Genomic DNA, 14,383 nt, shown 5'->3' with positions numbered 1-14,383 from the left:
CTATATCGGCAAACCGATTTGAGAAGGCTTTGGCACCGCCATATCGTCGAAGAATTGAAAAAACATGAGGGATTTGTCTTGCATGTTTTTCCGCTTCTTCGATCGGCTGATGAAAAACTTAGTTTTTCTCTTTATCTACCAAACGGTTGGCTTTAATCCAAGGCATCATGTCGCGCAGTTTGCCGCCCACGATTTCGATTTGGTGTTCCGCATTTTGACGGCGGCGGGCGGTCATAGCCGGTGCGCCCATGCGGTATTCGTTGATAAAGGATTTGGCATAGTCGCCGTTTTGAATGTTTTTCAGGCATTCTTGCATTGCCCAGCGACTTTCTTCGTTAATTACTTGCGGACCGGTAACGTATTCGCCGTATTCCGCATTATTAGAGATGGAGTAGTTCATATTGGCGATGCCGCCTTCGTAAATCAAATCCACAATCAGTTTGAGTTCGTGCAGGCATTCAAAATACGCCATTTCAGGTGCATAGCCGGCATCGACTAAGGTTTCAAAGCCGGCTTTAATCAGCTCGACTGCGCCGCCGCAGAGAACGGCTTGTTCGCCGAAGAGGTCGGTTTCGGTTTCTTCTTTGAAGCTGGTTTCGATGATGCCGGCTTTGCCGCCGCCGTTCGCCACGGCATAGGCTAAAGCGAGGTCGCGGGCTTTGCCGCTTTGGTTTTGATGCACGGCAATCAGATGCGGTACTCCTCCGCCGCCTTGGTAGGTGCTGCGTACGGTATGGCCGGGGGCTTTCGGTGCAACCATGATGACGTCTAAATCTTGGCGCGGATTGACTTGTCCGTAATGCACGTTAAAGCCGTGGGCAAAGGCAAGTGCGGCGCCTTCTTTAATGTCGGCTTCGATTTGCCGATAGACTTCGGCGATGTTTTCATCAGGCAGCAGAATCATCACAACGTCCGCGGCTTTAACGGCTTCATTGACTTCTTTGACCGTCAGTCCTGCATTTTCGGCTTTTTTCCAGCTGGCGCCGTTTTTGCGCAAACCGACGATGACGTTCACGCCGCTTTCATGCAGGTTGTTGGCATGGGCGTGTCCTTGCGAGCCGTAGCCGATGATGGCAACGGTTTTGCCTTGCAATACGCTCATATCGGCATCTTTATCGTAAAAAACTTTCATGGATTCTCCAGTTCGTTAAAGGTAAAAAAATGTGCGGCTTTGCCGCGTTTATATCGCTTCCGAAATCAAAACCAAGCGCGGTATTCAATCGCTTGATGCAGCAATTGAGCGGCATGCGCGTGGTTTTGATTTCAGAATACATTACAGATCAAGGCATTTGCCGGAACCTGTCACCGCCAATCCTGTCACGCCGGTGCGCGCGATTTCGCGGATTTTCTTGTGATCCAGCATGGCAAGAAAGGCGTCGAGTTTGCGCGGGCTGCCGCTGATTTCAATCACGATGGTGCTAGGGTGCATGTCGACCACGCGCGCACGGAAGACATCGCTTAATTGCAGCAGATTGGGGCGGTCTTTTTCATCGGCGATGATTTTGACCATCATCATTTCGCGGTCAATCAGCTCATGTTCTTCGATATTGACGAGTTTGATGACGTCTATCAATTTATTGAGCTGCTTATTGATTTGCTCGATGATTTGATTGTCGCAGAAGGTCGTGAGCGTGAGGCGCGAGATGCTGGGATCTTGCGTCGGCGCGACGTTCAGGCTTTCGATGTTGAAGCCGCGCGCGGAAAACAGCCCGACCACGCGCGATAAAGCGCCTGCTTCGTTTGCCATTAAAATGGAAATAATGTGGCGTTCCAGTTGTGTTTTCATACCAGCACCATGCCTTCGTCTGATTGTTTATTGGCTTTTTCATGATGCGCGCCGAGCATCATTTCGTTTTGACCGCCGCCCGCCGGAATCATGGGGAAGACGTTTTCGCTAGGGTCTGTGGCGATATCCACAAAGACGGTTTTGTCTTTCATGGCAATGACTTCCGCCAGTTTTTGCCGTAAATCCTGCGGTTTTTCAATGCGCACGCCGTGATGCCCGTAGGCTTCTGCCAGTTTGACGAAATCCGGCAGGCTTTCCATATAGCTCATGGAATAGCGTTTGTCATAGAAAAATTCCTGCCATTGCCGCACCATGCCTAAGTAGCCGTTATTCAGGCAAATGATTTTCACCGGCACATGATATTGCAAAGCGGTGGTCATTTCTTGCAGCATCATTTGAATCGAGCCGTCGCCGGTGATGCAAAACACGTCTTCTTCCGGACGCCCCAATTTTGCACCGATGGCGGCAGGATAGCCGAAGCCCATCGTGCCCAGTCCGCCGGAGTTAATCCAACGCCGCGGCTCATGGAAACGGAAATACTGCGCCGCCCACATCTGATGCTGTCCGACGTCGGAAGTAATCACGGCATTGCCGCCCGTCAGCTCGTACAAGGTTTGAATCACCTGCTGCGGTTTAATCACGTCTTCGCTTGGCGAAATGTCCAAGCAGCGGATGCTTTGCCACTCGGCGATTTGCTGCCGCCATTCCGCCGTTTGCGCCGGATCGGCAGTGCTGTCACCCAATAAGCGCAGCATCTCGCTCAATACGGATTTGACCGAGCCGACAATCGGAATATCCACTTTCACATTCTTCGCAATTGAGGAAGGATCGATGTCGATATGGATAATCTTGGCGGAAGGGCAGAATTTGGCGATATCACCGGTAACGCGGTCGTCAAAACGCGCACCCACCGCAAAAAGCACATCGCAATGATGCATCGCCATATTGGCTTCATAGGTGCCGTGCATACCGAGCATGCCCAAAAATTGCTTGTCATTACCGGGGTAAGCGCCCAAGCCCATCAGAGTATTGGTTACGGGCAAATTCAACTGCTTTGCTAAAACCGTCATCTGCTCCGCCGCATTATCCAACACCACACCGCCGCCCGAATACAGCATCGGACGCTTGGCGCGGCTCAGCAATTTCAAGGCTTTTTTGATTTGTCCGATATGACCATCCACCGTAGGTTGGTAAGAATGGATATGGATTTCATCGGGATAGCTAAAAGAAGCAAAGGCGGCAGTGACGTCCTTGGGCACGTCAATTAAAACCGGACCGGGGCGGCCGCTTGAAGCAATATAAAAAGCTTTTTTAATCGTCTCCGCCAATTTGTTAATATCTTTGACCAAAAAGCTATGCTTGACCACAGGACGCGTAATCCCCACCGCATCCACCTCTTGGAAAGCATCATTGCCAATCAAAGAAGACGGCACCTGTCCGGAAAACACCACCATCGGAATCGAATCCGCATAAGCCGTGCCGATGCCGGTAACCGCATTCGTCAAACCGGGACCGGAAGTCACAATCGCCACACCGACCTTGCCGGTGGCGCGGGCATAGCCGTCTGCCGCATGAATCGCGCCCTGCTCATGCCGCGCCAATACATGCACCAAACCCTCTTGTTGATACAAGGCATCATAAATATAAAGCACCGCACCGCCGGGATAACCGAACACATATTCCGTTCCCTCCGCAAGTAAGGCCTCCACAATAATTTCAGCACCGCTTAAATGATGTTTTTTCTTTGCCATATGAATCTTCTTTAATTAAGTCAAAGCGAGCGCCAAATGTAATCGCCGCATGCGTATCGGTCAAGCAAAAAAAACGCCGATTGCCGCAAGTAACAAAAAACAATCGCTTTTCATTTTGTCTTGCAGACAAGTGTTTTTGATATTTATTTATTTAAAAACAATTTATTAAATAAATACTTTCAAAGGAAAACATCCTCATCTCAATAAAAAATTTTTTGAAGTAAAAAGCAAAAACTCATTTTGTTGCGCAGTCCGCAACAGAGAATTATACTGACAGCATGATTACAGACATCCGACACGCAGGACTGGAAAAGTTCTACCGCACCGGCAATACCGCCGGCATCAATGCCGCTCACGCCAAAGCATTGCGCTTTGTGCTGCTGAGCTTGGACAGCGCCTATTGCGCGCAAGACCTGCCCCTACCGCATATGCAGCTTGAGCAAAACGGCGAAAACTATCGTCTCAGTGGCACATTCGGGAGCTTAGGCTTCCATTTTGCCCAAGGCAATATCGCCATTCGGGAGTATCAAGACGCATGAGCATGCACAATCCGCCGCATATCGGCGAAGTCATTCAGCACTTATATTTGCAGCCCTTAAATATCAGCCTGCGCGAAATGGCGCAATATTTGGACATCTCGCCCTCGACGCTCAGCCGCCTGCTCAACGGCAACAGCAACCTCAGTCCCGACATGGCATTGCGCCTCAGCAAAACCTTAGGACGCAGCGCGGAAAGCTGGCTGACTATGCAAAGACATTATGATTTATGGCAGGCGCGGCGGCGCGTATCCCTGATAGCGGTCAGTCGTCTGTATCCGGAAAAAGATTAGATGCGGTCAATCAAAATGACGGCATGGTATTGCCATGCCTATGCTGCGGTTTGCAGCTAAGTAATCCTTATTGATACGAACCGGACTATAGCTGTTGAAACATAAAAACTAGATAATTGATATTATTCAATGCTGATGTTTAATTTACCACCCAAAATTTGTACATAGCGCGCAAGCGTCGCTAAATTCAAATTTTGCGTATTCTCGATTTGACTAATTGCCGATTGCGAAATACCCATTTTCTGTGCAAGCTCGCTTTGACTAAGCCCCGCTTTTTTACGCAATTGCGCTAAATCCAACTGCAACAGCGTCTCTTGCGCCTGCATATGAATCTTTTCCCGCCGCTCATGCGGCAAAGCCGCCATTACATCATCTAAGCTTCTCATTTGATTTTCCTTTCAGAGACTGCAAATAATATTCTGATTGCAAATACTGTTTATAAATTTCTTCAGCAAGCGGTATCATTTTTTGATAAAAACGCTTATCGCCTGTCTTATCGCCCCACACAGCATCACTACTTGACGAATAGGGTCGAAAACAAAAAGTAGCCGATAAGGTTTTCCCTGATGTTGCACACGCAATTCCTTCAAATTAGATAAAGAAGCGCCCTTGAGCGTATCGACATAAGGTCTGCCAAGCTGTGAACCTTTGTTTTTTAACACATTGAGATAATGCAAAATGCTATCTTGCTCCTCATCATCCAATCCTTGAAACCAAGCATCAAAAGCATCAGTAAAAATCACCTGTCACATCGTTGTCATATCCAAGTTTTTTAGAAATTATAAGTTCTGACTTATTGCGTTTCAAGAAAAGTCGCTCAAATATAGAAGACAGAACACCGATGGACGAGGCGAAGGCATTATGATTTATGGCAGGCAAAAGCTATTGAAAGCTTAGTCATGGACTAGCGCTTCAGTAGCAAAGATGTAGTGATTCTTTGGAATTTTTATCAAAACGCAAAAATGTCGACTTTTCAGACAAAATTCCCTGTGCTTTTATTATAAAATATAAAAGCCTGTATTCCATTATTTGTACATATGAAAATGGTTTTAGGTCGAATGCAAAAACGGATTTGAATACCGTTTATAGCAAGCAATCCGGCATTTATCACATATTAGGAGATGTTTTATGAATCGTATCTATCGTATTGTTTTCAATTATGCCTTGGGTATTTGGCAATGTGTTTCCGAATGCGCTCGTGCGCAAGGAAAAGGGAGCAAGCCGAGAAGAAAGCTGTCTTCTATCATGCTCATCGGATTATTAAGCTTCGGAAAAACAGCTTGGGCGGTGGATTATACAACTGACACGATTATTTCTCATCCGAATGATTTAAACGGTGCCACACATACGATTAGCAATGGATCAATAGTTGATTTTAATAGTTATGCATTACCGCTGACAGTAGATAATGCTAATGTAAAAATCACGGACGGAAGCCTGAAATCCGTTGCTCGTTTAAGTGTTGGGGATATTTCGGGTAATTCAGGAAGCGTTCAATTATCTGATAATAATGCTCTTATAGAAGCAGAAAGCATGTATATCGGCAATAATGGAAACGGCGATGTTAACGTATCTGCAGGAACGATAAAAACTACAAGAATTCTTATTATCGGCAGTGAATCCGGCAGTATTGGTACAGTAAATCTTACGGGGTTAAATTCTAAAATTGAAAGTAATTATTATACAACTATAGGAAATGACGGCACAGGAACATTAAATTTAACAAATCAATCAAGCATTGATTCCAAGCGAATCGATATTGGTAATACAAGTAACGGCAAAGGAATAATGACGGTATCAGATAATGCTAAAATAACTTCCGATATCCTAGTCGTAGGTGTTAAAGGAAATGGTTTTCTTGAAATTAAAAATAGCCAAAATAATGTTATTGATCAGTTGAGCATTTCTAATAGTAAAGATTCTATTGGTAAAGTAGTTCTGGAGGAAAGTAGCTTAAAAGCAAACTCTCGATTAGGTGTCGGCTGGTTTAGCAAGGGAGAATTAACGCTAGATAAATCTAATCTTGAAACAAACTTTTTAGTATCAGGAGTATTCAATGATTCTTCCGGGAGTATAGATAGTAAGGATAGTGCTATTAATGCTGAAGAAGTTAGTATTGGATTTGGATCTGAAAGTCATGGCACTTTAAACTCTCTAAATACTACTATTAATAGCACAGATTTCGAGATAGGTGGTGACCGTAATAGCACCGGCATTGTAAGTATCAGTGATGACAGCACCATCAATACTAGCAAAACAATGGCAATAGGTTCATATGGAAAGGGAACTTTAAATGTCAAACAAAGTACTATTAATAATGAAAATACTATTATTAGCGATAAATCAGGTTCAAATGGAACATTTAACCTTATAGACAACAGCACATTGACTAATAATGGATATATCCATATCGCTAATCAAGAATCTACTGCCGGAACATTCAATATCACAAACAGCAAACTCGATATCAATAAATATCTTTTAGTAGGTAATGAAGGAAATGGAAAATTAGATACAAACAATGCCGCTATGACTATCAATTCCGGATTATTGCTTGCTTATAGTAATACCTCTACAGGCATGGTAAATACAAGTGCCAGTACGCTTAATGTTTCTGAAATAAGTATTGGCATCAGCGGAAAAGGACAATTTAATGTTTTTGATAATAGTGAGATAAATACAGGAACTTTATTTCTTGCTAAAAAGCAAGATGCCCAAGCAGAAATGAATATAAGTAACAGTAATATTACAGCAAGAAAAGATGTTGTTGTCGGTGGTTCTGGTAAGGCAAGCATGAATATTAAAGATGATAGCAGATTAAACAGCCCTATCTTAATAGCAGGTGATGAAGAAACAGGAGTCGGTACGATTCGTACAGAGAATGCTGAATTGAATATTTCTACTGAAGCTGCGATTGGCTACAAAGGTTTTGGAGAATTACATGCGGATAATAGTAAGATAAACAGCCAGCAATTCGATGTGGCATCAGGTTCGGGTACAGGCAAGGTCTCTCTTAACAATCAGAGTATACTTGCCGTACAAGATATAATACATATTGGCAGAGAAGGGAACGGAACACTAAGCGGCAGGGACAGTAGCATTGAAGCCAAGCGTACTATTATTGCTCACGAAACAGGCACAAATGCTGATTTATCGCTTAATAACAGTCAACTAAATTCCGAAACTTTTATTCTTGTAGGCAATCAAGGAACAGGAAAACTTTCCGCCGACAACAGCGTTATAACAAGTAAATACATGATGATCGGCTATGAACAAGGTAGTCAGGGCGAAGTTAAGCTAAATAATAATAGTCGCGCTACCTTAACGGATGTAGTATCTGTTGGTTCCTATGGAGAGGGTACTTTAAATGTCAAAAATTCAGCTATTAACGCTAAAGTCGTCAATATAGGAGAAAAAGCAAAAGGCTTAGCACAGTTTTCCGATGCCGCAAGTTTGAATACAGAAACGTTATTTATCGGTTTTGAAAGCACTAGTTCCGGAGAACTTACCATGATAGGCGATAATACCCTATTAGATGCTTCTGACATTACTTTTGGCAAAGGATCGAAAGCACATCTCAATCTGCATCAGGGAGCAATCGCCAGTACAGAAAATATCTTCAAAACAGATAGTACTGCAAACGACACCAAACTCAGCTTAGATAATGCCACTCTTCGCCTAACCGCTGATCAAAATGAATTGTTTAAAAATTTTTCTGATAATGACAAAATTGAACTGAATACAGGCGGCGCTACATTTGAAACCGATCATACTGTGAAAATAGTTGATACCGCCCGAATCAGCGGCAGCGGTAATCTGATTAAATCGGGCAGCGGCACTTTAAGCCTTAACATCGATAATAAAGCCTATACAGGCAAAACCACAATTGCCGACGGTGCGCTCAATATTCAAGCTGACCATGATGCGGCTTTCACTACGCCTATCGACGGCAGCGGTAATTTGATTAAATCGGGCAGCGGCACTTTAAGCCTTAACATCGATAATAAAGCCTATACAGGCAAAACCACAATTGCCGACGGTGCGCTCAATATTCAAGCTGACCATGATGCGGCTTTCACTACGCCTATCGACGGCAGCGGTAATCTGATTAAATCGGGCAGCGGTACTTTAAGCCTTAACATCGATAATAAAGCCTATACAGGCAAAACCACAATTGCCGACGGTGCGCTCAATATTCAAGCTGACCATGATGCGGCTTTCACTACACCTATCGACGGCAGCGGTAATTTGATTAAATCGGGCAGCGGTACTTTAAGCCTTAACATCGATAATAAAGCCTATACAGGCAAAACCACAATTGCCGACGGTGCGCTCAATATTCAAGCTGACCATGATGCGGCTTTCACTACGCCTATCGACGGCAGCGGTAATTTGATTAAATCGGGCAGCGGCACTTTAAGCCTTAACATCGATAATAAAGCCTATACAGGCAAAACCACAATTGCCGACGGTGCGCTCAATATTCAAGCTGACCATGATGCGGCTTTCACTACGCCTATCGACGGCAGCGGTAATCTGATTAAATCGGGCAGCGGTACTTTAAGCCTTAACATCGATAATAAAGCCTATACAGGCAAAACCACAATTGCCGACGGTGCGCTCAATATTCAAGCTGACCATGATGCGGCTTTCACTACACCTATCGACGGCAGCGGTAATTTGATTAAATCGGGCAGCGGCACTTTAAGCCTTAACATCGATAATAAAGCCTATACAGGCAAAACCACAATTGCCGACGGTGCGCTCAATATTCAAGCTGACCATGATGCGGCTTTCACTACGCCTATCGACGGCAGCGGTAATCTGATTAAATCGGGCAGCGGTACTTTAAGCCTTAACATCGATAATAAAGCCTATACAGGCAAAACCACAATTGCCGACGGTGCGCTCAATATTCAAGCTGACCATGATGCGGCTTTCACTACACCTATCGACGGCAGCGGTAATTTGATTAAATCGGGCAGCGGTACTTTAAGCCTTAACATCGATAATAAAGCCTATACAGGCAAAACCACAATTGCCGACGGTGCGCTCAATATTCAAGCTAACCATGATGCGGCTTTCACTACGCCTATCGACGGCAGCGGTAATTTAATTAAATCGGGCAGCGGCACTTTAAGCCTTAACATCGATAATAAAGCCTATACAGGCAAAACCACAATTGCCGACGGTGCGCTCAATATTCAAGCTGACCATGATGCGGCTTTCACTACGCCTATCGACGGCAGCGGTAATTTAATTAAATCGGGCAGCGGCACTTTAAGCCTTAACATCGATAATAAAGCCTATACAGGCAAAACCACAATTGCCGACGGTGCGCTCAATATTCAAGCTGACCATGATGCGGCTTTCACTACGCCTATCGACGGCAGCGGTAATTTGATTAAATCGGGCAGCGGCACTTTGACTCTCAACAGCAGTAGCAAACAATGGCTTGGCGAAACACATATTGATGAAGGAAGGCTCAAACTGATTGGCGATTATGCAATGCGTGGCGACGAGGTCTTAGCAATCGCTCTGCATGGTACTGGCAATGATGAGAAAGGTCAGTTGTCGGTTGAGGGCAATGCCCATTTGGACGGTACGCTGAAAATAAAAGCCTCTGATGTTATCAAAGGCTTAATCCATGGCGGTAATTTTAATCAAGAATGGTTCAATGTCGTTGAGACCACCGGCACAAGAAGCGGCGAATTTGCGCATTTAGCCATAGTGGATACAAGCGGTGCCGCAATTGACAATTCCGGCATTACGGCGGATTACAGCGACAACAAAGCCGTGCATTTAAAAGCCAGACCTGTTTTGGTCGATGGTTTTGTCGATGCGGTAAAGGCGGATAATAAACCTGCATTGCTGCCGATTGCAGATGCGCTGGACGACATGAGCACCGCTTCAAGTTTGGGGCAAGTGCTTAATCTTGGCTCGGCCGGATTAAGCGATGCTCAAAAAGCTCAGGGCATAGCGGAATTAAGCCCGATGGGCGCCAATCCTTGGCTAATTGCTAATCAGCAACACCACATGCAGATTGCCGTTGACAGGCGCGATATTGACCGCGAACGTCATATTTGGGCAAAAGGGATTGTCGGCGCAAGCCGCTTGAAAGCGGATAACAGCGGTTACTTAGGCTATGATGCCAAAGACAGAGGCATTGTTATCGGGGCGGATATGCCGATAAACGACGGCAATCTGGGCTTGGTCTTAGCTTATGTGAAAAGCGATGCCGACAGTCTGGGTTTGGCTCGGCAGCATATTGAGACAAAAAGCTATCAACTGATGCTTTACGGTGATTATGATTTTGCCGATTTTTCCGTACACGGCAAACTGGGTTTAGGACGCAGCAATATTGAAGGCAGCCGCCATATCAATACGTTGACTGCCGGCAACCCTGTCGTCGCCAAATCCGATTACGATGCCAATGCCTTCCAAGCGCAACTGGAATTGCGCCGCTCCTTCGCCGTCGGCAAAGGCAGCATTACGCCTTTCGCAGCGCTGCATTATGCCGATATTTCCAGCGATGCTTATCAGGAAAGCGGCGCAGGCGTGTTTAATTTAGGCGTAGGCAAAGCACGTTATCGAGATTTCAGTCCTTCTGTCGGCGTTTATATCAATCAGGCGATTAACCCTCAATTTGCCATTACTGGCAGTCTGTCCGCCGCTTTGCACACAGGCGACAGAAGCTTTGACAGCCGTGCGCATTTTATCGGTACGGATAACAGCGATTTTGCCATGCAAGGTCAAAAACTGGGCAAAGGCTCGCTGAACGCCGGCATCGGCCTTTCCTACCAAACCGGCGCAAACAGCAGTCTGCATTTGGACTACCAAGGCAAATGGCGCGGCGATTATCATAATCAAGGCGTGAATTTAGGCTTCAAGATGAAATTCTAAATACCGCTGATGCTGCTTTGTCAGCAAGGTTAAAAAATCGCTCTTATCGAGCGATTTTTTTTATGGATTAATCCTTGCGCCACAGGCTGTGAATATAGCGCGCGATAGACAGAAATTCCGCGCGTTCGGATAAGGCGACTTCATGTGCGATGATGTTTTCCGGCGTATTGGCTTCGCGGTCTTTAGGTTTCATATAGTCGTAAAAACAGCGGATCCCGCTGATACTTAGCGCCTGCAATCCCTGTGCGGCGGCTTGAGTCTGCACCCATTGCAACTCGCGCGGATAATCAGGCGTGAGTTTGGCGCGTTTTTTGGCTTTCAGCCCCGCATCGACATAATCGAAATTGCCGAAGACGTGTTGGGTAAATTCCAATGCCAAGCGGTTGTAAAACATAAAGGATAGACAGCCGCCTTTCTTTAATGCCTTGACGCAGGCGGCAAACAGCGCTTCGCCTTGCGCCACCCATTCCAAAACGGCATGACACAGCACGAGATCAAATTCGCCGACGGCAAGCTCGGGCGGCAGCGACAAGGCATCGGCTTCCAGACAATGCAAGGATAAGTGCGCGGCCTGCGCGGCGGCTTGGGCTTTTGCCAATAAGGGCGGCGATTGATCGATAAGGGTGACTTCATGCCCCAAACCGGCGCACCATAGCGCCATTTGTCCTGCACCGCCGCCGATATCCAGAATCTTCAGCGGCTCTTGATTAAGCAGCGGGGCTAAATCGCGTTGCAAGACGGCAAGGCGGATAGCGCCTTTGGGACTGTCGTAAATGGCTTTTAAAAAATGCGCGTCAATGGCGGCAAAATAATTCTCGGCGCGTGGCATGTAGGCTCTCGATGTTTAAAGCAGGCAGTATAGGCGATTGCGCCTGCGCCTTGCCAGAAATAGCTGTTTTTGCCGCTCATTCCTTAATTTTATGATGAGAGTATTCCAAGCGTTTCTCCTGAAAAAATCCGCATCTCTCAGCCTCATTTTGACCTTAAGGTACTATATAGCTTCTTCAGATTAAAATGAGATGAGAAAATTTTCAACATATTGAAAAATATTTCAATATGTTGCTTTAAGGCATATCATTTTAATCTGAAGAGACTATAAAATGCCTGTTTTTTAGGAGCAAAACATGCAAGCAGATTTATATCAAGCGATTTACCAAGCCTTGATGAGCAATGACCCTGACGACAAAATCCGCCAAACCTATGCTTTGTATTACGCTTATCGCGATGGTTTATTCGAGCGCAAGCCTTGTGCCGTGCAATCGGTGCCGGATGCGGGGCGCCCCGCCAAGCCGGTATTGGTTGCGCCTAAAGATGTACCGCGCCGCCGCATGGGCAGCAAAGAAGGTTTGCAGGCGATGCTGCATGCCATTGCCCATATTGAATTTAATGCGATGAATTTGTCGCTGGATGCGGCTTACCGCTTTCAGGAGATGCCCGAAGAGTATTACCGCGACTGGATTCGCGTGGCAAAAGAAGAGGCCTACCATTTCAGTTTAATTGTGCAGCGCCTGCGCGAGCTGGGCGCGGATTACGGCGATTTTCCCGCCCATGCCGGCTTATGGGAGGCCTGCGTGGAAACCGAGCATGATGTGATGGTGCGCATGGCATTGGTGCCGCGTGTGATGGAAGCACGCGGACTGGACGTTACCCCGCAAATCCAAGAAAAATTGCGCCAAGTCGGCGAGGAACGTACCGCCAGATTACTCGATATTATTTACCGCGACGAACACGGGCATGTGGCGATTGGCTCGCATTGGTTCAAATATTGCTGCGAGCTGCGCAATTTGGACTACCGCAGCACCTTTGCCGACTTGCTGACCGGCTATTTGCGCAACAAAATCAAAGGCCCTTTCAATATGCAGGCGCGTTTGCAGGCGGGTTTTGACGATTTGGAAATGGCGATGTTGGAAGAAATCGGCGCGGAAAACAGCGAGTGATGTGGGTGTTTGTTTACGCGATATGCCGCAATATTGCGGCATATGCTGATGATTTATTAAAACGTGCCTATTGTTGAATCAAATCTCCATAGACCATTGCCATTCGCTGCCGCCTTCCAGCGCGACGACCGTGCTGTCTTCCAAATAAGGCAGATGTTCGGGGATGCGCATGGCTTGTTTTTTCAGAACGATTTCGCCGCTGTTATACGGCAGTCCGTAATAATCCGCGCCAAAGCGGCAGGCGAAGTCTTTTAATTTGTCCAGTTTGCCGACGCTGTCAAAGACTTGTGCATAGAGTGCCGGCGCATGCCAAGCGGTGTAGCAGCCCGCGCAGCCGCAGGCGTTTTCTTTCGTGTGTTTGGCATGCGGGGCGCTGTCCGTGCCTAAGAAAAAGCGCGGGTCGCCACTGGTGGCGGCGTCAATCAGAGCGAGGCGGTCGCTTTCGGTTTTCAGAATCGGCAGGCAGTAGTAATGCGGTTTGACGCCGCCGACGAGCAGACGATTGCGGTTAAAGAGCAGATGCTGCGGCGTGATGGTGGCGGCGAGATGTTCGCTTTGGCTGCGGATGTATTGCACCGCTTGGGCGGTGGTGATGTGTTCCATCACGATTTTTAAGGCAGGGAAGTTGCGCCGCAGCGGCATGAGTATGCGCTCGATAAAACGGCTTTCGCGGTCGAAGATGTCGATGTCGGCATCGGTCACTTCGCCGTGAATGAGCAGCAGCAGTCCTTCTTTTTGCATGGCTTCCAAGACGGGGGCAAGGCTGTCGACGTTTGCCACACCTTGCGTGGAATTGGTGGTCGCGCCTTTGGAATACCATTTGATGGCGACGACGCCGGCGGCTTTGGCTTGGCGGACGGTGTCGGGGCTTAAATGTTCGCTGAGATAAAGACTCATCAGCGGCGTGAAATCATGCTCGGGCGGTATGTGGGCAATGATGCGTTCGCGATAGCTTTGTACGGCGGCGATGCTGTCCACCGCCGGCACGAGATTCGGCATGATAAGGGCACGCGCGCACCAACGGCTGGTGTCGGCAACGGTGCGTTTGAGCGCGGCGCCGTCGCGAAAATGCACGTGCATATCGTCAAAGCGCGGCAGGGTAATGCTTGTGGTCATGAGTCCTTCTCCTGTTTGGGTTTAGCATCTGTCTTTATTATAGTGAATTTGCCGCCGGGCG

The 14,383-nt window shown here is 46.9% G+C and carries 11 protein-coding genes and 2 pseudogenes; 5 read left to right on the top strand and 8 right to left on the bottom strand.

Annotated features, from left to right (window positions below):
• Positions 1-118: 118 nt before the first annotated feature.
• From ilvC to ilvB, 3 genes are all read right to left on the bottom strand, one after another.
• A complete protein-coding gene (gene ilvC / locus DYC63_RS11280) occupies positions 119-1,132 on the bottom strand; it encodes a ketol-acid reductoisomerase (RefSeq protein WP_115219301.1) in 1,014 nt (337 codons plus the stop codon).
• A 141-nt stretch (positions 1,133-1,273) separates the two neighbouring features.
• The gene (ilvN, locus tag DYC63_RS11275) at positions 1,274-1,786 is read right to left on the bottom strand and encodes an acetolactate synthase small subunit (protein ID WP_115219300.1); all 513 of its coding nucleotides are present in this window, start codon (positions 1,784-1,786) and stop codon (positions 1,274-1,276) included.
• Entirely contained in the window at positions 1,783-3,537 is a 1,755-nt protein-coding gene (ilvB, locus tag DYC63_RS11270; RefSeq protein ID WP_115219299.1) for a biosynthetic-type acetolactate synthase large subunit, read from the bottom strand. The genes ilvN and ilvB overlap by 4 nt, the downstream gene beginning before the upstream one ends.
• 278 nt (positions 3,538-3,815) lie before the next feature.
• Between ilvB and DYC63_RS11265 the strand changes: the two genes are divergently transcribed.
• Complete coding sequence (locus tag DYC63_RS11265) at positions 3,816-4,076, top strand: Killer protein (protein WP_115219298.1); 261 nt, start codon at positions 3,816-3,818, stop codon at positions 4,074-4,076.
• Positions 4,073-4,366, top strand: coding sequence for a HigA family addiction module antitoxin (locus DYC63_RS11260; RefSeq protein ID WP_115219297.1), 294 nt, complete (start codon positions 4,073-4,075; stop codon positions 4,364-4,366). The genes DYC63_RS11265 and DYC63_RS11260 overlap by 4 nt, the downstream gene beginning before the upstream one ends.
• Before the next feature lie 122 nt (positions 4,367-4,488).
• Here DYC63_RS11260 and DYC63_RS11255 read toward each other — a convergent pair whose 3' ends face one another.
• Positions 4,489-4,752, bottom strand: coding sequence for a helix-turn-helix domain-containing protein (locus DYC63_RS11255; protein ID WP_115219296.1), 264 nt, complete (start codon positions 4,750-4,752; stop codon positions 4,489-4,491).
• A pseudogene (locus DYC63_RS11250) lies at positions 4,736-5,109 on the bottom strand (type II toxin-antitoxin system RelE/ParE family toxin). The gene DYC63_RS11255 and the pseudogene DYC63_RS11250 overlap by 17 nt, the downstream one beginning before the upstream one ends.
• 385 nt (positions 5,110-5,494) lie before the next feature.
• Between DYC63_RS11250 and DYC63_RS13850 the strand changes: the two are divergent.
• Positions 5,495-6,655: pseudogene (locus tag DYC63_RS13850) on the top strand (ESPR domain-containing protein); the annotation flags it as partial.
• 269 nt (positions 6,656-6,924) lie between these two features.
• Here DYC63_RS13850 and DYC63_RS13250 read toward each other — a convergent pair.
• Positions 6,925-7,161: a hypothetical protein gene (locus DYC63_RS13250; protein WP_245888180.1), complete on the bottom strand. Its 237-nt coding sequence runs from the start codon at positions 7,159-7,161 to the stop codon at positions 6,925-6,927.
• On the opposite strand from DYC63_RS13250, the gene DYC63_RS11245 reads away from it, so the two are divergent.
• Positions 7,160-11,269 (top strand): autotransporter-associated beta strand repeat-containing protein, encoded by a 4,110-nt coding sequence (locus DYC63_RS11245; protein WP_245888178.1) that lies wholly within the window; start codon positions 7,160-7,162, stop codon positions 11,267-11,269. The genes DYC63_RS13250 and DYC63_RS11245 overlap by 2 nt on opposite strands.
• A gap of 67 nt (positions 11,270-11,336) precedes the next feature.
• Here the strand turns inward: DYC63_RS11245 and DYC63_RS11240 are convergent, their stop codons facing one another.
• Entirely contained in the window at positions 11,337-12,098 is a 762-nt protein-coding gene (locus tag DYC63_RS11240; protein WP_115219294.1) for a methyltransferase domain-containing protein, read from the bottom strand.
• Between the two features lie 295 nt (positions 12,099-12,393).
• On the opposite strand from DYC63_RS11240, the gene DYC63_RS11235 reads away from it, so the two are divergent.
• Entirely contained in the window at positions 12,394-13,206 is an 813-nt protein-coding gene (locus tag DYC63_RS11235; protein WP_218564616.1) for a ferritin-like domain-containing protein, read from the top strand.
• Positions 13,207-13,284: 78 nt separating this feature from the next.
• Here the strand turns inward: DYC63_RS11235 and pyrC are convergent, their stop codons facing one another.
• The gene (gene pyrC, locus DYC63_RS11230) at positions 13,285-14,322 is read right to left on the bottom strand and encodes a dihydroorotase (protein ID WP_115219293.1); all 1,038 of its coding nucleotides are present in this window, start codon (positions 14,320-14,322) and stop codon (positions 13,285-13,287) included.
• Positions 14,323-14,383 lie beyond the last annotated feature (61 nt).

The sequence above is a fragment of the Suttonella indologenes genome (assembly GCF_900460215.1).
Lineage (GTDB): Bacteria > Pseudomonadota > Gammaproteobacteria > Cardiobacteriales > Cardiobacteriaceae > Suttonella > Suttonella indologenes.
This window is presented reverse-complemented; position numbering and strand designations above follow the sequence as displayed.

What these genes read in the sequence shown, in the direction of transcription:
- ilvB (WP_115219299.1), bottom strand. Translation starts at nt 3,537, where the DNA reads ATGGCAAAGAAAAAACATCATTTAAGCGGTGCTGAAATTATTGTGGAG.
- DYC63_RS11235 (WP_218564616.1), top strand. Translation starts at nt 12,394, where the DNA reads ATGCAAGCAGATTTATATCAAGCGATTTACCAAGCCTTGATGAGCAAT.
- ilvN (WP_115219300.1), bottom strand. Translation starts at nt 1,786, where the DNA reads ATGAAAACACAACTGGAACGCCACATTATTTCCATTTTAATGGCAAAC.
- DYC63_RS11240 (WP_115219294.1), bottom strand. Translation starts at nt 12,098, where the DNA reads ATGCCACGCGCCGAGAATTATTTTGCCGCCATTGACGCGCATTTTTTA.
- DYC63_RS11245 (WP_245888178.1), top strand. Translation starts at nt 7,160, where the DNA reads ATGAATATTAAAGATGATAGCAGATTAAACAGCCCTATCTTAATAGCA.
- DYC63_RS11255 (WP_115219296.1), bottom strand. Translation starts at nt 4,752, where the DNA reads ATGAGAAGCTTAGATGATGTAATGGCGGCTTTGCCGCATGAGCGGCGG.
- pyrC (WP_115219293.1), bottom strand. Translation starts at nt 14,322, where the DNA reads ATGACCACAAGCATTACCCTGCCGCGCTTTGACGATATGCACGTGCAT.
- DYC63_RS13250 (WP_245888180.1), bottom strand. Translation starts at nt 7,161, where the DNA reads ATGCTTGCCTTACCAGAACCACCGACAACAACATCTTTTCTTGCTGTA.
- DYC63_RS11260 (WP_115219297.1), top strand. Translation starts at nt 4,073, where the DNA reads ATGAGCATGCACAATCCGCCGCATATCGGCGAAGTCATTCAGCACTTA.
- ilvC (WP_115219301.1), bottom strand. Translation starts at nt 1,132, where the DNA reads ATGAAAGTTTTTTACGATAAAGATGCCGATATGAGCGTATTGCAAGGC.
- DYC63_RS11265 (WP_115219298.1), top strand. Translation starts at nt 3,816, where the DNA reads ATGATTACAGACATCCGACACGCAGGACTGGAAAAGTTCTACCGCACC.